The following is a 16729-nucleotide window of genomic DNA, read 5'->3' on the forward strand; positions in this document are numbered from 1 at the left end:
CGCCGAAGGCACGCCTCGTCAGCCCTTCCCTGGCCCGTGATCCGCCGGACTTCATCGTCTTCGTGCCTCCATGGTCGCGACGCCGCGCTGGTCCAACTGGTAGGACCAGTTGGACCGTAGCAGGCGGAGATGGCGGGACCAAATGCTTCTAGCCGGCCACGGACTGGCGCAGGAGGGTGTCGAGATGGCGCGTCGCCATGACGTCCAGCCGCTCGTCCAGGTCGGCGCCGTAGGTGCGCAGGCCGAGCGCGAGGTGCTCACGCATCCGCGATCGCGCCAGCTCGACGTCGTGCTGCTGGAGCGCCTCGAGGATCTCGGCGTGGTGCGGGACGCCGGGCTCGCCGATCGCCGGGTCGGAGTTCGAGCGCAGCATCATCTCGAACATCATCCCGCCGATGGACGAGAGCATGACGCGCAGCACGGGGTTGCCGCTGGCCGCGGCGATGGCGTCGTGGAAGTCGAGGTCGGCCCGAGCCTTGACCACGACGTCGGGCGCCTCGAGCACCCGGACGTGCGCGTGCTCGATCACGGCAAGCTCCGTGTCGTCCGCACGCTCGGCCGCCAGCCCCGCGATCTCGACCTCGAGGGACATGCGCGCCTCGATGAGCTGGCGCACGGTCGGCCGGCCCGCGCGATAGACGGCGTCGTAGCCGCGCACGCTCCCGGACGAGCGCTCGCTGACGAACGACCCACGCCCCGGCTCGACGTCGATGAGATCCTGCGCCTCCAGGCGCCGCAGCACCTCCCGGACCACGTTGCGGCTCGCACCGAACTGCTGGGCGAGCTCGCGCTCGGAAGGCAGCTTGGCGCCGACGGCGAGCGCCCCCTTGCGGATGTCGCCCTCGAGCTGGCGTGCGAGCCGTTCCGTCAGGAGCCCGCGCACCGCCGGGCGCGCCCGGCCCTCCGGGGGTGTGCCGGGCTGGGCGTCGGAGGTCGCAGCAGACATGCCACGAGGATACGAGCACGCACCTCCCCGGCGTCGCCCCGTCAGGCCGGGGCGTCCTCGCGGGCGTCGTCGACCTTGCGCCGCACGAGCTCGACGATGCGCCCGACGTTGACCGTCCAGCCCACACCGAAGACGTGCGGGCTCAGCAGGTGCGCGCCCTCCGGGTCCCAGACGCGCTCGCGGACGCGCTCGACGGTCGGGATGCGGAACTCGTAGGGGACGAACCCGGCGACGGTGCCGTGCCAGGTACGGTCCTCCTTGTCCTTCTGGAGCTCCTTGGTGACGGCCGCGACGACCAGGCCCACCATGATCAGCTGGAACAGGCCCGGCCCCCGCTTCCGGCCGCCGCTCGCCTTCCCGTGCTGGATCTCCTGCTTCGTGCCCATCTCGGCCTCCGCTCGTCGGGTGTCGGTGTCCCCACCATCGTGCACCAGGTGCGCGCCCCAGGTCAGCGGGAGGGCCGGGTGACCAGGACGGCGGCCGCCGCGACCACGCACACGACGGCCGTGGTCAGCAGCCCCACGGAGAACGACGTGCCCGCCGCGATGAACCCGACGACGAGGGACCCGAGCCCGGTGCCGGCGTCGAACCCGATGTTCCACACGGCGCTGGCGGTGCTGTGCTGCCGCGCGGGCACGGCCGCGAACGCGGCGACGAGGGTGAGGTTCTGCAGGCTGCCGTAGGAGACGCCGACCATCGTCATCCCCAGCACGAGGAGCACCGGCCGGGGGCCGCCGTCGGCGATCGCCCCGGCGCACACCGCCAGGCCGGCGGCGCAGAACGCGAGCAGCGGAGCGAGGAAGACGCGCGGCCCGAACCGGTCGGCGAGACCGCCCACGCCCCAGCGGGACAGCGCCGTCGCGGCCGTGAAGCCGAGCAGCCCCGCCACCGCCGCGCCTGCTCCCCCGGCGAACTGCGGCGCGAACGTCAGCAGCGCGCCGCCCGGCGTCGTCACCGCGAGCAGCACGAGCGACGGCATCACCAGCGCGAGCAGGACGCGACCGCGCCCCGGACCGCCGGCGTCGACGGGCTGTCCGGCGCGGTCGTCGACGGCGTCGAGGCACCGGCCGAGCAGGACGGCGAACGGCACCGCGAGCACGGGCAGCGCGCCGAGCGCGAAGACCACGCGGAAGTCGAGCGTCTCGGCGATCCACGCGGCGCTGGGGACCAGCACCAGCTGCGGGAACGCGATCGACAGCCCGTACAGCCCGATCGCGCGGCCGTGCCGCGGCCCGTCCACGAGGGCGGCCACGGCGCTCGACCCGCACACGGTCAGCACGGCGAACCCCATGCCTCGCACCGCCGAGAGCGCGAGCAGCCACCCGAGCTGGTCCGTGGCCATGAACAGCAGCGACGGCGCGCCGAGCAGCACCACGCCCACCGTCATCGTGAGCCGCCAGCCCACCCGGCGCAGCAGCCACGGCACGGTGGTCTGCGTGAGCACGGTGGCGAGCATGAGCACCGCGTTGACGAGCCCGGCGCCGCCCTCGCTCGCGCCGCCGTGCACGGCCCACAGGGGCGCCGCCGGCAGCAGCAGCGCGTACCCCGAGAAGCCCAGCGCCGACATCGCCAGCAGCGGCCGGAACCCCGGCACGCGCGCGAGGGACGACGAGGGCTGGGGAGCGGGACGACGCATCGTGCGAACCTATCGCGCCTTGGCCCTCCTGGGATATCCTGGCGATATATACAAGGAGGCACGCATGCGCACGACCGTCTTCCGCAACAACCGCACGCAGGCCGTCCGGCTCCCGAAGGCGGTCGCGCTCCCGGACGACGTCCACGAGGTCACCATCCGGGTCGTCGGGCGCGCGCGCGTGATCGAGCCGGTCGGGTCGGGGTGGGACACCTGGTTCGAGCACGGGTTGCGCGCCGAGCCGGACTTCCTGGAAGAGCGCGACCAGGGTGTCGCCGACGAGCGGAAGAGCCTGTGAGCAGCCTCTACATGCTCGACACGAACATCCTCATCGCGTTGCTCCGCGACGAGGGCGACACGGCACGGCCGCGACTTCGGGACGCCGAGGGGCGCATCGCCGTGTCGGCGATCAGCGAGATGGAGCTGGAGTACGGGATCGAGCGGTCCCGGGATCCCGGACGCAACCGTCAGGCCGTCGACGAGCTCCTGTCCCTCGTCGAGGTCGTACCCTTCGAGACCACCGCTGCCATGCACGCCGGGCGGATCCGCGCCGTGCTCGCCGGCCGAGGCACGCCCATCGGCCCCTACGACGCCCTCCTCGCGGGCCACGCCCGCTCCCTCGGGATGGTCGTCGTCACCCACAACGTGCGCGAGTTCGCCCGCGTGCCGGGCCTGGAGGTCGAAGACTGGCTCTCCACGACCCACTGACCTCGGGCGCCGTCAGCCCCCGACCAGCGCCTCGCCCAGCGGCGTGCGCTCGTGCAGCACGCGCGGGCCGTCGCGGCGCGAGTCGACGAGCCGCGACGCGCGCAGCAGCGCCAGGTGGTGCGACGCCGTCGACACGGCGAGCCCGCCCGCCGCGGCGACCTCGCTCGTGGACAGCGGGCCGCGCAGCGCGAGCAGCACGCCCGCCCGTCCCGCCCCGAGCAGGTCCGCGAGCGCCCCGGACGCGTCGGGGACGTCGTCGGCCCAGCGCTCGGAGATCCCCAGCGCCGGGTAGAAGAGCGTGGGCTGCGCGGGCGGCTCGGTCACTACCGAGCAGCGCGGCGCCATCACGGACGGCACCAGCACCAGGCCGCTGCCCGCGCAGTTGAGCACCTCGCCGTGCAGCCGCAGTCGCACGTGCACCGCGTCGGGGGCCCAGGCCACGGCCTCGTGCAGGGTCTCGACCATCGTGCCCAGGCCGTGCGTCGTGACGCGGCGGGAGCGGGCCCCGATGTCGGCGCGCAGGATCCGCTCGAGCTGCGGCCACGACGGCGCGAGCACCGCGTCCCACACCTGCCGCCATGCGTCGACGGCGAGGTCGCGGGCGTGCGGCGGGTCGTCGGCGAGGGCCTGCAGCAGCCGCCGGTCGGCGCCGGCGGTGCGGTCCACCCGCTTGAGCAGGTCGACCCGCAGCGGGCCGAGGTCCGCCTCCCGCAGGCGCTCGAGCTCCTCGTCCGGCCCGAGGTCCCAGCCGGGCGTGGAGGTGAGGAAGTCCGGGAGGTATCCGTCCGCGCCGACCAGCAGGGTCAGCAGCGCGAGGGGACGCGCCGGGGCGCGGCCCCGCGCCGCGCGGAGCCACCCCCACTGCAGCGGGTGGTACGCCGGCTGGGCGAGCACGCGCACCGCGTGCGCCAGCTCGTGGCCCGGCGAGACGCCGAACCGGATCGCCGAGACGTCGTCGGGGGCGAGGCGGAACTCCACGGTGCGGTCACGGCGGGGGCGGGGCACGACGCCACGGTAGCCGCGTGCCCCGCCGCCCCTTACTTCAGCAGGCCGTTGATCCGGTCGTTCACCTCCGTGAGCGTGGAAGCGTCCCGGTCGCCGATGTAGATCTCGTCCATCATCGGCGTCATGAGGGCGTCGATCGCGCCGAACTCCTCGGTCACCGGGAAGAAGAGGGTCTGCTTCTTCTCCACCATGTCCGTGAAGACGGAGGCGTCCAGGCCCCGGTCGCCGAAGGCCTCGACCGCCGCCTCCGTGCCCGCGGGCCGGGCCGGGAAGACCACGCCGGCCTCGCCCACGATGCGCTGGCAGTCGTCCGACCCGAGGAACTCGACCCACCGGGCCGCCTCCTCCGGGTCCGGGGACTGCGCGCTGATCGAGTCCGCGAGGCCGTTGTACATCGACACCGGGTGCCCGACGGGCCCGCTGGGCGGGGGTGCGATGCCCAGGTCCACGCCCGCCAGGTTGGCGTAGGTGCCGAGCATCCAGGAACCGTTCGCCGAGAGCGCCGCGCGACCCGAGCCGAGGGCCTGCTGCGGGTTCGGCTCGGTGCCGACCTCCTCGTACGGGGCCATGTAGCCCTTGTCGACGAGGCCGAACAGCCAGTCCAGGGTGTCCTGCACCCGCGGGTCGTCGAAGTGGTACTCCGTGCCCCACACGTCCTTGTCGGTGAACGTCCAGCCGGTCGTCCCCGCCAGCCAGGACCACGTCGTCTGGCCGGACATGCCGCCCGAGCCGTTCGACGCCAGGCCGTAGACGGCCACGTTCTCGGGGTCGAAGCCGTCCTCGTCGCCGCGGACGCCGTTCTCGTCCACGGTGAGGTGCGCGATCGCCTCCTCGAAGCTGCCGCCGTCGTCCGGGTTCCAGTCGAGGTCCGCGAGGTCGTCCGGGGTCAGGCCGGCCTCGGCGACCATGTTCTGGTCGTAGAACAGCGCGACGGTGTCGAAGTCCTTGGGCATGCCGTACTGGGCGCCCTCCTGGCCCACCCACAGGTCCGCCAGGCCCTCCTGGAACCCGCCGTAGTCGACGTCGGCCGTCGCCTCGAGGTCGTTCAGGTCCAGCAGCAGGCCCCGCTGTGCGAAGCCGGGGTACTGGGTGAGGTGGTCGGTGAACACGTCCGGCCCGGCGCCCGCCACGAACCCGGCGGTGAGCTTGCGCCAGTAGTCGTTCCAGCCGTACTGGCTGACGCGCACCTGCAGGTCGGGGTTCTGCCGCTCGAACTCGTCCGCGCAGCGCTGGTACGCGGGCAGCTGGTTCGCGTCCCAGAGCCAGTAGTCCAGGACGACGGAGTCGTCCGCCGACGCGGTGCCCGGCCCGGCGCAGCCCGCCAGGGCGAGGGTGCCGGCGGCCACGGCCGCGGCGAGGGTCGCTGTCGTACGACGTGCGTGGTGCACGGTCCGCCTCCTCACTTGATCCCGCTGAAGCCGATGGAGTTGACGATCCGCCTCGCGAAGACGACGAAGAGCAGGATCATCGGCAGCGCGGCCACCAGGGTCGCGGCCATCAGCCCCGCCCAGTCCGGCCCCGTCTGCGGCGTCTGCGCGTTGAAGTTCCCCAGCGCCACGGTGAGCACCCGCGAGTCGTCGGTGTAGGACACCATCAACGGCCAGAAGTAGTCGTTCCACGACCCGATGTACGTGAGGATCGAGATCGTCGCGATCGGCCCCACCGACATCGGGATGATGATCGAGAAGAACACCCGGACCTTGCTGGCGCCGTCGATCAGCGCGGCCTCCTCCACCTCGGTGGAGACGTTCATGAAGAACTGCCGCAGGAAGAAGATCGCGAACGGTGTCATGAACAGCCCCGGCAGCATGATGCCGAGCAGCGTGTCGATCAGCCCGAGCTCCCGGACCAGCACGAAGTTCGGCAGCAGCGTGAAGATCACCGGCACCATCAGCGACAGCAGGAAGACGGCGAACACGGCGTTGCGCCACCGCCAGCGCAGCCGCGAGAACGCGTATGCGGCCATCGCGGAGAAGAACACCTGGCACGCCGTGACGACCGTGGCCACCACCACGGAGTTGCGCAGGTAGAGCCAGAAGTCGATGGAGGCCCCGGAGCCGCCCTGGGCGATGGCCTCCTCCGTGGACTGCAGCCCGAAGACGCGCTCGAACCCGCCCCAGCTGAAGTCGACCGGCAGCAGGGACGTCGAGTTGGCGTAGAGGGCCCCGTTGCTGGACAGCGCCGTGCGCAGCATCCAGTAGAAGGGGAACAGCGTGACGAGCAGGACGAGGATCATCACCGCCCAGGCCAGCACGCGGCCGGGGGTGACCCGTCGTCGACGACGCGGGGGCGCCGCGCGGTGCGCGTCAGGGGCGGGGGCGGTCGTGGGTGCGGCAGGTGCCGTCGTGGTCTCGATCATGGTCGCCTCCTCCTAGTTCAGGTCCGTCTGGCCGGCCCGCGTCATGCGGTACTGGAAGAAGGTGACGACCACCAGGATCAGCAGCATGGCCACGCTCAGCGCCGACGCGTAGCCGAAGTCGAACTGCCCGAACGCCTTGTCGTAGATGTAGAGCTGCAGCACGCGGCTGGCGTCCACGGGGCCGCCGTTCGTGGTGACCGCGACGGTGTCGAACACCTGGAACGAGCCGATCACCGAGATGATCAGCACGAGGCCGAGGATGGGGCGCAGCAGCGGCAGCGTGATGCCGAAGAACGTGCGCACCTCCGACGCGCCGTCGACCCGCGCCGCCTCGTACGTGGTGGGCGGGATGGCCTGCAAGCCCGCGAAGATCAGCAGCGCCGTGTAGCCCATGTGCCGCCAGACGTTGACCATCGCGATGGTGGGGATGGCCCAGGCCTCGGAGGTGAAGAACCCGATCCGTTCCAGGCCGACCCACTCCAGCACCTGGTTCCCGATCCCCAGCTGGAAGTCGAGGATCCACAGGAACACCAGGGCCGCGACCACGTTCGAGACGAGGTACGGGGCGAGCACCAGCGAGCGCAGCAGCGTCGACCGGCTGAGCCGCTGCATCAGCACCGCGATCACCAGGGCCACGACGGTCTGCAGGCCGATGTTGATCACGACGTAGAGCAGCGTGACCCGGACGGCGTTCCAGAACACCGGGTCGGCCACCATCGCGCGGTAGTTGTCGAGGCCCACGAACTGCGCCGGGCTGAGCAGGTCCCAGGACGTGAAGCTCAGCCAGATGCCGCGGACCAGCGGCCAGAAGTAGAAGACGACCAGCCCGATGCTGGCCGGCAGGATGAAGAGCAGGGCGAGCCGGGTGTCGTCCCGGCGGCCCGACCGTCGTCCACGGACGGTCGGTACGGGTGGAGCGGTCGGTGCAGCCATCAGGTTCCTCCTTGCGTCGTTGCAAGCAGTGCTCGGACAGTGCGGCGCGGTGCGGCCCGGCGTCGTGGACGACGCCGGGCCGCGTGCGCGGGCGGTGGTGCTCAGTCGTGCGCGGGCCGGCTCCCGAAGTCCGGGATCGGCAGCCGCTCGCCGCCGGCCAGCGCCGAGGCGTGCGCCACGATGCCGGGCGCGGTGAACTTCGCGGAGAGCCAGGCGTCCACGGGCGCGTGCTCGCCCGTGACCACGGCGCGCACGAAGTCGTCGGCGAGGAAGTGGTGGGAGCCCTCGTGCCCGTTCGGCGCGTCGGCGTAGGTGGCGGGCAGCCGCGTCCGGTCGTGGACCGGCGCCGAGCCGGAGGTGAACGCCTCGCGCAGCGCCGGGTCGACGTCGGCGAGGTCGGCGTCGTCGCCCCCGCCCCGGACCGGGACGAAGTCGGCGGAGACGTCCGTGGACGTCTCCTTGTCGTTCCACACGCTCTGGTGGGCGAGCTGCTCGAAGCTGGCCTCGGTGCCAAAGAAGCGGAACCGCGACTCGCGGATGTGCGAGGGGTAGCCCACCCGGCGCATCTCGTTGGTGCGCATCGCGCCGCCGTCGGCCAGCTCGAACAGCGCCGTCGCGTTCGAGAAGCTGTTACCGAACTGGCTGACCTCCCGGTCGAAGACGCCGTCGCCGCGCCGGTCCTCCACGCCGAGGCAGCTCACGCTCACCGCCCGGGTCGGCAGCGCGCCGAGCACGCCCCCGATCGCGTGCGTCGGGTAGAGCATGGGCGGGTAGCTCGCCGTGGCCTTCCAGTTCTCCCCGCCGCTGTACTGGTACGCGGCGTAGAAGCCGAGGTCCATGTCGTGCACGTAGTCGCCCTCGGCGTAGAAGACCTGGCCGAGCGCGCCCTCACGGACCTTCTCGCGGACGAAGACGGTGGCCGGGTTGTAGTAGCTCGTCTCGCCCATCATGTAGGTAAGCCCGGTGCGCCGGACGGCGGCGATGATCTCCTCGATGTCGGTGAGCTCGGTGGCCATCGGCACCGCCGAGTACACGTGCTTGCCGGCCTCCAGCGCCGCCAGCACCAGCGGCGCGTGGGTCCACCGCTGGGTGAAGATCGCGACGGCGTCGACGTCCGAGTCGAGCATCTCCTCGAAGCTGTCGACAACGGTGGCCCGGTCGTAACGGTCCGCCAGCGCCTTGGCGCGCTCCGGGACGAGGTCGGTGATCGTGAGCCGGTCGACGTTCGGGTGCCGGTCCCAGAGCGTCGCGAAGCTGCGCGAGAACTGGCCTGCGCCGACGATGCCGACGCTGATCGAGCCGGCGTCCTCGGCGAGCGGGGCGGTCGGGTCGAGGGGAAGTGCGGACAACGGTGCCTCCTGCGGGTGTGTCGGGTCAGGCCGGGTCGGTGCGGTGCGGCGGCGGGTCGACGAGCATCCACTGGCACGCGACGACCGCCGCGCCGCGCGCCCACTCGTCGAAGCCGGAGGAGAACGCCACCACGGTGGGCCGGGTGGCGTGGGGGTCGAGGTGGTCGGCGAGCGCGGCGTCGAGCGCCGGCCGCCCGTGGGCGAGCATGCCGAGGCCGTCGCCGGCGAGGATCACGGCGGGCAGGCCGAGCGTGTTCGCGAGCTGGGCGATCAGCACGCCAAGGGCGTGGCCGGCGTCGGCGAACACGCGCAGCGCGACCGGGTCGCCGTCGGCCGCCAGCGCGAGGGCGGCGTCCAGGTCCAGGTCGGCCCGCCCGCGCGGCACCCCGATGCCCTGGGTGATGGCCGCCGTGGTGAGGAACGCCGACGCGCAGCCGCGGTGCCCGCGCTCGCACGCCGGGCCGGAGTCCGCGACCCGCATGTGCCCGATCCGGCCGACCCGGCCCGACGGGCCGGCGAGCACCCGGTCCTCGATGACGATGCCCAGCCCGACGCCGACGCCGACCGTCAGCACTGCGAGGTCGCTCATGCCGCGGCCGGGACCGGACCACTGCACCCCGGCGGTCAGCGCGCGGGCGTCCTCGCTGAGGACGGTGGGGATGCCGGTCGCCTGCTCCAGCACCCGTGCCAGGGGGACCTGGTCCCAGCCGAGGAACGGGTTGGCGCGCACGGTGTCGTCGAAGCGGGACATCCGCCCGGCCAGGCCGACGCCGAGCGCCTGGATCTCGCCTGCGCCCCGTAGTTCATTCACCAGTTCAAGGATCTGCGCGACGACGGTCGACTCCTCGACGTCGGGCAGGCGCCGGTGCCCGGCGGCCTCCACCTGGCCGGCGGCGTCCGTCCGGACCGCGTAGACCTCGTCGGCGGTGACCTTGACCCCGATGAACCGGTGCAGGGCCGCCTGCAGCACGAGCGGGGCGCCGGGACGACCCCGGCTCTCGGCCGACTGGGCCACATCTTCCCTGATCAGGCCGGAGGTGACCAAGGGCTGGGTGGTCTTGGTGATGCTCGCCGGCGAGCGCTCCAGGCGCCGGGCGAGCTCCGCCCGGGACAGCGGCCCCGCGAGCAGCAGCGTGCGGACCACCGCTCGGGCGGAGGGCCCGAGCGAACCGAGGCGGGGAACGTCTGCGCGTCGTTGCACCCCGACACTCTGATCCCCTTTCCTTCAGCGTGTCAACGAAAGACGCGAAACTCGTCGGGCCGTCGGCGCTGCGCGACCACCTTTCGACCAGGACCGAAACCCTCGTGGACCCGGAAGCGGCGCCCCAGGCTGGGGACACGTCGCCGGCACCGGGTCCGACGACGCCCCGACCTCACGAAGGAGCCACCATGGCCGCCGTCGTCCCCGCCGACACCCTCCGCCTCCCCGGCTCGCGCACGCTGCGCTTCGAGGGCCACCACCACGGCTCCGGCGTGTCGTTCTTCCTCGTCACGAACGACCCCGGCCAGGGCCCGGAACTGCACCGTCACCCCTACACGGAGACCTGGTCGGTGCTGGAGGGCGAGGCGACGATCCGCGTCGGCGCCGAGACCGTCGTCGCCCGTGCCGGGGACACCGCGGTCGTCGGGCCCGACGTCTGGCACGGGTTCACCAACACCGGCACCGGCGTGCTGCGCATGATGTGCATCCACGCCTCCGCCACGATGATCCAGGAGAACAAGAGCGAGGAGCACCGCTGATGTCGTTCCAGGCCTACCTCGACACCGTCGAGACGAAGACCGGGCTCACGCCCCGCCAGATCGTCGCCGCCGCCGCGGAGCAGGGCTTCGGCCCCGAGAGCAGGACCACGCCCGTCGTCGCGTGGCTCAAGGAGACGTACGGGATCGGCCACGGGCACGCCCAGGCGGTGGCGCACGTGATCGTCAAGGGCGACCGGATCAGCACCAAGCACGTCGGCACGACCGGCACGCACCGCGACTCCAGCGACCGGCTGTGGCTCGACGGCAAGGACTCCCGGCCCGCGGACTGGTGAGGGGCGGGCCGGGCGCAGGTCAGCCGTCGGGCTCCAGGAGACGTTCCGTGGCGACGCACGACACGAGGCACCGTTCCTTGCGGTCGCCGAGCAGCCGCGCGGTCCAGGTGGTGAGGCCGCCGTCGCCGAGCTCGGCCGCGTCGTCGGTGGTGAGGCGCAGGGCGACGCCCTCGTAGTACGACCGGCCGCGCTCCCGGGCCTGGTCCACCACCACGGGCACGACGTCGTCCCGGACCGCGGGCAGCACCGTGTCCGCGACGCGCTCGGCCACCCCGCCGTCGTCCCACACCGTGAGCGCGACCCGTGGCCGCCGGTGCGGGACCGTGGCGCTCAGCAGACGCTGCCACGCGCGCACGTGGGTGACGAGCAGGCCCGCCTCGGTCCGCCCGGAGCCGGTCGCTCGGGCGCTCGACACCAGCACGAGGAGGCGGAAGTGCGCGGCCGCGCCCGGGCCGAACACCTGGGCCCGCAGCTGGCGCTGGACCGCGGCGACGTGCACGGGCTCGTCGCGGGGGCGGGACGAACGGCGGTCCGCCGCCTCGACGGCGAGCACGTTGCTGGAGTCGCTCACCACCTCGGTGAGCCGCGTCGTCGTGACGACGCGCTGCTGGCTCACCCCGCCGAGCGCCGCGGCCGTGGCGAGCGGCGCGACGGGCGCGGGCTCGACGGCGGCGAACTCTTCCGGCAGCTCCGCCCACAGGCGCGCCTCCAGCGGCCAGAGGCGCCGCGGGTCGACGTCCGTCGGCCGCACCATGCGGTCACGACGCCACTGCGCGAGGACGTCGGCGGGCCGCGTCGCGGCGGCGCGCGCGGCCGCGACGTCGAGCAGCAGGGTGCGCAGGTCGGCCCCGGGCAGGCCGGTCTCGAGCAGCGGCCTCGCCTCGTGGGGCAGCCGCCGCCACACCCGGTCGGCGGGGCGGGGCCCGTCGGTGGTCATCGGGTCAGTCGCCCGGCCACTCCCCGGTCCAGCGCTCGAACGCCCGGGCGCCGCCACGGTCGATGGCCGCCTTCACGACGGCGAAGATCGCGCCCTGCAGCAGCGACGCGAGCAGGATCTCCCGCATCCGGTACTCGGACTGCAGGGGCGTGGGCGCGTCGTCCGGGTGCCCGGGCGCGACCCGCTTGTAGACCTGCTTGAAGACCTGCCCCGCCACGATGCCGCCGACGATCGAGCTGACGATCCCCACCGGCCGGTACAGGATCTTCGCGGCCTTGCCGCCCGACTTCTCGGTCCGGTCCACGTCGTTGTCCTCGCTCATCCCCCGACGCTAGGCCGGGCCCGGGCGTCCCGCACGGGGCACCGCGCCCGCGCGGTGGTTACAGTGCCAGGGTCGCCCGCCGGCACCCGCCGCGAACACCCCCGAAGGAGGACGCATGATCCGCACCGTGCGCCCCCTGCTGACGGGCCGTCGCGGGCGCCTGGCCGGGGTGCTGCTCGTGCTCGCGGTCGTCGTGGGCGTCGTCCTCATGCACGCCATGAGCGGCTCCGCGACCCGGCACGCCGAGCACCACGCCCCCGTCGCCGTCGTGGCCCAGGCGCAGAGCGACCCGGGCACGACGTCGCACGCCGACGCCCCGGTCGTCCACGACGCCGGCACCCCCTCCGGCTGTGGCGCCGACGGCTGCGGCGGCCACGAGATGGTCACGGCGATGTGCCTCATGATCCTCGCGGTGCTGCTCTCGCTCGCCGGGCCGGGGGCACGCGCCCTGCTGCGGGCCGAGGGCCCGCGCGTCGCGGCGTGGCTCCCGCTCCCGGTCGCCGCCCGCCCGGCGGCCGGTCCCCGCCTGCACACCCTCGGGATCTCTCGGACGTAGGACCGCACGGGCCCGCCCCCGTCCGGGGGCGCCGGCCCGCCGCGGATCCCACCGAGAACCTCGAGAAAGGCCCCATCCTCATGACGCACCGATTCCTGACGCGCGCCCGCGTGCCCGCGCTCGTCCTCGCCGTCGGCCTCGCGCTCGCCGCGTGCGCCGCGGACGACGCCGGCCACGACATGGACGGCACGACCGGCACGGGCGGCTCCTCGCCGTCGTCCGACGCACCGTCGGGCACCGCGACCGACGCCCCGTTCAACGCCGCCGACGTGATGTTCGCGCAGATGATGCTCCCCCACCACGAGCAGGCGATCGAGATGTCGGACGCCCTGCTCGCCAAGGACGGCGTCAGCCCCGAGCTCGTCGACCTGGCGGAGCAGGTCAAGGCCGCCCAGGGGCCCGAGATCGACACCCTCACCGGCTGGCTGGACGACTGGGGCGCCGACGCCGGGGCCGGAGCCGACGCGGGCCACGGCGATCACGGCGATCACGGCATGGCCGGCATGATGTCGGCCGAGGACCTGCAGGCCCTCGAGGACGCGACCGGGACGGATGCCGAGCGGTTGTTCCTCGAGCAGATGGTCGCGCACCACGAGGGCGCGGTCGAGATGGCGCAGGCCGAGGTGTCCGCCGGCGAGCACGCCGGCGCCGTCGAGATGGCGCGGTCCGTCGTCGACTCCCAGACGGCCGAGATCCAGCAGATGCGGGACCTCCTGGCGTCCCGGTGACGCTCCGGTGACGCTCCGGTGACCCGGGTCCCCGCGGCCCGGGTCGCCGCCGCCATACCACCTCGTGATCGTTTCGTGACATTCCACCCGCCGGTGCGGTACGTTCCTCCGGGCCGGTGGTTCAGGCAGCAGGAGAGGTCGCATGACAACGCACGTTCACAGGAGCACCGCGCACCGCGGCGCATCCGCTCTGCCCGACGCCTCGGCGCTGGCCGCCCGATGACGCAGACGCAGCCCGCACCGGCCCCCACCCGCACCTACCCGAGCCGACGCGACCCCGGCCGTGGCGGGCGCAGCCGTCCCGCCACCGCCGTGCGGCACGTCCCGGAGCCCGTCCACCAGGCCGACGCGGCGCCGGCCGCACCCGCGGCTCCCGTGCACGTCCACGCTCCGACGCCGGCCGCACCCGCGGCTCGCGTGCACGTCCACGCTCCGGCGCCTGCGGCGCCCGCCGTCGTGCACGTGCACGTGTTCGACCCCGTCCGCCCGGCCGCCGGGCACGAGACGCCCCGCAGCCAGAAGCCCCGCTCCGAGACCGCCCGCCCCGAGACGACCCGCTCCGAGACGACCCGCTCCGAGCGCCGTCCGGTGCGCAAGTCGGCACGCAAGCGCGTCCCCGGCCGCCTGGCGGGACTGGGCGTCGGGCTGACCGTCGCCGTCGCCACCACCACGACGCTCACCGCCATCGCACCCCAGGCCGCGGCACCGGAGCCCGACGACCAGCCGACGACCGGGTCGCTCGAGTCGATCACGGCCGCGGCCGCCGCCGCCGTCGACGACCGCGCCGGCGGTGCCTCGCGCAGCGGCGCCCGGGCGGGGGTCGCGCAGGCCTCGGCCGTGAAGCAGACCGCGGGCGGCGCGACCGTCACGGTGTCGAACAAGGCGAAGATGTCGGTCGAGACGCTCGACCGGGGCGAGATCGAGGCCGCGCCGCCGGTGCTCCCCGGGTGCGAGGGGTTCGCCTCCGGGAGCGGGTCCAACGGGCAGATCCCGTCGAGCGAGCTGTGCACGCTGTGGGACGGGCGCACGCAGGTCCGCGCCGACGCGGCCGTGAAGCTCGCCGAGCTCAACGAGGCGTACAAGGCCGCGTGGGGCGAGTCGATGTGCATCACCGACGGCTTCCGCAGCTACGCGCAGCAGGTCGCGACCAAGGCCGCCAAGGGGTACCTCGCGGCCGTGCCCGGCACGTCGAACCACGGCTGGGGCCTCGCCGTCGACATCTGCCCCGACACGTACTCCGGTTCCCGGTGGGCCTGGCTCGCCGCGAACGCCCCGGCCTACGGCTGGGACAACCCCGACTGGGCCCGGCCCGGCGGCTCCAAGTACGAGCCGTGGCACTGGGAGTACACCGCGGGCGTCACGCAGATGGGCGGCTACTGACCGGTCCCGGCCTCCGCACCTGAGCCCGGGCCCGCGAGCCGGCGCACCGCGTCGAGCACGTCCACCCCGTCCGGCGGTTCGGTGTCGAGGGCGCGGTGGATGGTCATGCCCTCCACGAACGCGTCGAGCACGCGGCAGGTCGCCGGGTCGAAGTGCCGGCCGAGGGCCGCGCGGCTGCGGCGCATCCAGTCGTTCGTCAGGTCGCGGAACGCGGGGTCGCGCGCGGCGAGCGTGTAGAGCTCGTGGGACAGCACGAGGTCGCGCTGGGTGGCGAAGACGTCGAGCGTGATGAGCCGGACGACGGCGCGCAGCGCGGCGTCACGGTCCGGCGCCTCGGCCATGCGCCGGTCGAACTGCGCGGACGCCTGACGGGTGAAGCGTCCGAACGCCTCCCGCAGCAGCTCGTCCCGCCCGGCGAAGTGGTAGGTCATGGAGCCCAGCGGCACGTCCGCGGCCGCGGCGACGCGGCGCTGCGAGGTGCCCGCGACGCCGTGGGCGGCGACGACGTCGAGGCAGGCGTCGATGATGCGGTCGCGGCGCTCGGGGTCGTAGCGGCGCGGTCGGGTGCCGTCGGTCATGACCCCATGATGGCGTCCGCGGGCTGCGGGGCGGCTGTCGCGGGCCGGGCCGGGCGACGACCGGAGAGGACTCCCGCGGCGAGCACGACGACCACGCCGGCGAGCGGCAGCACCAGGAGACCGGTGCGCAGGCTCGTGGCGTCGGCGACCAGCCCGACGACCGGGGGCGAGAGCAGGAACCCGAGGCGCATCAGCCACGACACGACGGTGAGCCCGGTGCCGGCCCGCAGGCCCGGCAGCTCGTCGGCCTCGTGCATCGCCGCGGGCACGAGCGTCGCGACGCCGAAGCCGGCGCAGGCGAACCCGGCGATCGTCCCCGGGACCGACGGGAACGCCAGCGCGAGGCCGGTGCCCACCGCGACGAGCAGGCCGCCCGCACGCGCCACCGCCCGCTGGCCGAACCGGTCCACGAACCGGTCGCCGAGCATCCGCCCGACGAACTGCGCCCCGGTGAGCGCGATGTAGCCGGTCGCCGCCACGGCCGCGGCCGCGCCCAGGCTGCCCGACAGGTACACGGCGGCCCAGGAGTTCCCGGCGTCCTCCACGAGGGTGCCCGCGAACGCGACCAGCACCAGGGCCGCGAGCACCAGCACCGTGCGGCCCCGCGACCGCGAGGCGGCGCCGGCGTCCGCGGCGGGTGCGGGGTCGCCGTCCTGCACGGCGCCGTCGAGCCCGGGCAGGCAGAACCGCAGCGCGACGAGCGCGACGGCGGAGAACAGGACGGCCGACACCCCCAGGTGGACGCCGCGGGGCACGTCGAGCGCGATCGCCACGGCGGCCATCGAGCCGCCGAGCACGGCGCCGATCGACCACACCGCGTGGAACGAGTTGAGGATCGAGCGCCCGTACCGGCGCTGCACCCGCAGGCCGTGCGCGTTCTGGGCCACGTCGGTGCAGGCGTCCATCGCGCCGCCGAGGAAGAGGGCCGCGACGAGCAGCCCGAGGCCGGGCGCGACGCCGGCCGCGAGCACCCCCAGGCTCGTGAGGACGGTGCCGGCCACGGCCACGCGCGCGGACCCGAACCGCCGGACCAGGAGCCCGGCGGCCAGGCCCGCGGCGATGGCGCCCGCGGGGAACGCGGCGACGGCGAGGCCGTAGGTCGCGTTGCTGATCTGCAGGTCGGCCTTGATCTCCGGGTAGCGCGGGATGAGGTTGGCGAACAGCGCCCCGTTGGTGAGGAACAGCGCCGCGACGGCGGCGCGGGCACGGCGGTCGGCGAGGGCGGGGCCGAGGTCGGGACGGGGCATGCGTACGATCGTACA

The 16729-nt window shown here is 73.8% G+C and carries 20 protein-coding genes; 7 read left to right on the forward strand and 13 right to left on the reverse strand.

The window, feature by feature from the left end; genetic code table 11:
• Positions 1-148 precede the first annotated feature (148 nt).
• The 3 genes from ACFQ8E_RS04290 to ACFQ8E_RS04300 all read right to left on the reverse strand — a co-directional run bounded on the left by ACFQ8E_RS04290 (position 149) and on the right by ACFQ8E_RS04300 (position 2582).
• Complete coding sequence (locus tag ACFQ8E_RS04290; protein ID WP_430549342.1) at positions 149-946, reverse strand: FadR/GntR family transcriptional regulator; 798 nt, start codon at positions 944-946, stop codon at positions 149-151.
• Between the two features lie 41 nt (positions 947-987).
• A complete protein-coding gene (locus ACFQ8E_RS04295) occupies positions 988-1332 on the reverse strand; it encodes a DUF5808 domain-containing protein (RefSeq protein WP_430549343.1) in 345 nt (114 codons plus the stop codon).
• 62 nt (positions 1333-1394) lie between these two features.
• Positions 1395-2582 (reverse strand): MFS transporter, encoded by a 1188-nt coding sequence (locus ACFQ8E_RS04300; RefSeq protein WP_430549344.1) that lies wholly within the window; start codon positions 2580-2582, stop codon positions 1395-1397.
• 64 nt (positions 2583-2646) lie between these two features.
• On the opposite strand from ACFQ8E_RS04300, the gene vapB reads away from it, so the two are divergent.
• A complete protein-coding gene (gene vapB / locus ACFQ8E_RS04305) occupies positions 2647-2877 on the forward strand; it encodes a type II toxin-antitoxin system VapB family antitoxin (protein ID WP_430549345.1) in 231 nt (76 codons plus the stop codon).
• Complete coding sequence (locus ACFQ8E_RS04310; protein WP_430549346.1) at positions 2874-3287, forward strand: type II toxin-antitoxin system VapC family toxin; 414 nt, start codon at positions 2874-2876, stop codon at positions 3285-3287. Before vapB ends, ACFQ8E_RS04310 begins: the two co-directional genes overlap by 4 nt.
• Positions 3288-3299: 12 nt before the next feature.
• Here ACFQ8E_RS04310 and ACFQ8E_RS04315 read toward each other — a convergent pair whose 3' ends face one another.
• The 6 genes from ACFQ8E_RS04315 to ACFQ8E_RS04340 all read right to left on the reverse strand — a co-directional run bounded on the left by ACFQ8E_RS04315 (position 3300) and on the right by ACFQ8E_RS04340 (position 10134).
• Entirely contained in the window at positions 3300-4292 is a 993-nt protein-coding gene (locus ACFQ8E_RS04315) for an ArsR/SmtB family transcription factor (protein WP_430549347.1), read from the reverse strand.
• Between the two features lie 32 nt (positions 4293-4324).
• A complete protein-coding gene (locus ACFQ8E_RS04320) occupies positions 4325-5680 on the reverse strand; it encodes an ABC transporter substrate-binding protein (protein ID WP_430549348.1) in 1356 nt (451 codons plus the stop codon).
• Between the two features lie 11 nt (positions 5681-5691).
• On the reverse strand, positions 5692-6651 hold the full coding sequence (locus tag ACFQ8E_RS04325) for a carbohydrate ABC transporter permease (protein WP_430549349.1): 960 nt from the start codon (positions 6649-6651) through the stop codon (positions 5692-5694).
• Between the two features lie 12 nt (positions 6652-6663).
• Entirely contained in the window at positions 6664-7584 is a 921-nt protein-coding gene (locus tag ACFQ8E_RS04330) for a carbohydrate ABC transporter permease (protein ID WP_430549350.1), read from the reverse strand.
• 101 nt (positions 7585-7685) lie between these two features.
• A complete protein-coding gene (locus ACFQ8E_RS04335; protein ID WP_430549351.1) occupies positions 7686-8933 on the reverse strand; it encodes a Gfo/Idh/MocA family protein in 1248 nt (415 codons plus the stop codon).
• A 25-nt stretch (positions 8934-8958) separates the two neighbouring features.
• A complete protein-coding gene (locus ACFQ8E_RS04340) occupies positions 8959-10134 on the reverse strand; it encodes an ROK family protein (protein WP_430549352.1) in 1176 nt (391 codons plus the stop codon).
• 188 nt (positions 10135-10322) lie between these two features.
• On the opposite strand from ACFQ8E_RS04340, the gene ACFQ8E_RS04345 reads away from it, so the two are divergent.
• Positions 10323-10673, forward strand: coding sequence for a cupin domain-containing protein (locus tag ACFQ8E_RS04345; protein ID WP_430549353.1), 351 nt, complete (start codon positions 10323-10325; stop codon positions 10671-10673).
• Positions 10673-10966, forward strand: coding sequence for a DUF4287 domain-containing protein (locus tag ACFQ8E_RS04350; protein WP_430549354.1), 294 nt, complete (start codon positions 10673-10675; stop codon positions 10964-10966). The genes ACFQ8E_RS04345 and ACFQ8E_RS04350 overlap by 1 nt, the downstream gene beginning before the upstream one ends.
• 19 nt (positions 10967-10985) lie before the next feature.
• On the opposite strand, the gene ACFQ8E_RS04355 is transcribed toward ACFQ8E_RS04350, so the two are convergent.
• Together ACFQ8E_RS04355 and ACFQ8E_RS04360 are read right to left on the reverse strand one after the other, a co-directional pair.
• A complete protein-coding gene (locus ACFQ8E_RS04355; protein WP_430549355.1) occupies positions 10986-11903 on the reverse strand; it encodes a hypothetical protein in 918 nt (305 codons plus the stop codon).
• A 4-nt stretch (positions 11904-11907) separates the two neighbouring features.
• On the reverse strand, positions 11908-12225 hold the full coding sequence (locus tag ACFQ8E_RS04360) for a DUF4235 domain-containing protein (protein ID WP_430549356.1): 318 nt from the start codon (positions 12223-12225) through the stop codon (positions 11908-11910).
• A gap of 115 nt (positions 12226-12340) precedes the next feature.
• Between ACFQ8E_RS04360 and ACFQ8E_RS04365 the strand changes: the two genes are divergently transcribed.
• The 3 genes from ACFQ8E_RS04365 to ACFQ8E_RS04375 all read left to right on the forward strand — a co-directional run bounded on the left by ACFQ8E_RS04365 (position 12341) and on the right by ACFQ8E_RS04375 (position 14889).
• A complete protein-coding gene (locus ACFQ8E_RS04365) occupies positions 12341-12781 on the forward strand; it encodes a hypothetical protein (RefSeq protein ID WP_430549357.1) in 441 nt (146 codons plus the stop codon).
• Between the two features lie 80 nt (positions 12782-12861).
• On the forward strand, positions 12862-13509 hold the full coding sequence (locus ACFQ8E_RS04370) for a DUF305 domain-containing protein (RefSeq protein ID WP_430549358.1): 648 nt from the start codon (positions 12862-12864) through the stop codon (positions 13507-13509).
• A 219-nt stretch (positions 13510-13728) separates the two neighbouring features.
• Positions 13729-14889, forward strand: coding sequence for a D-alanyl-D-alanine carboxypeptidase family protein (locus ACFQ8E_RS04375; protein WP_430549359.1), 1161 nt, complete (start codon positions 13729-13731; stop codon positions 14887-14889).
• Here ACFQ8E_RS04375 and ACFQ8E_RS04380 read toward each other — a convergent pair.
• A complete protein-coding gene (locus ACFQ8E_RS04380; protein ID WP_430549360.1) occupies positions 14883-15467 on the reverse strand; it encodes a TetR/AcrR family transcriptional regulator in 585 nt (194 codons plus the stop codon). The genes ACFQ8E_RS04375 and ACFQ8E_RS04380 overlap by 7 nt on opposite strands.
• Positions 15464-16714, reverse strand: a complete 1251-nt coding sequence (locus tag ACFQ8E_RS04385; protein WP_430549361.1) for an MFS transporter — start codon at positions 16712-16714, stop codon at positions 15464-15466. Before ACFQ8E_RS04385 ends, ACFQ8E_RS04380 begins: the two co-directional genes overlap by 4 nt.
• Positions 16715-16729 lie beyond the last annotated feature (15 nt).

This window comes from Isoptericola sp. NPDC056573 (genome assembly GCF_042793335.1).
Taxonomy (GTDB): domain Bacteria; phylum Actinomycetota; class Actinomycetes; order Actinomycetales; family Cellulomonadaceae; genus Isoptericola.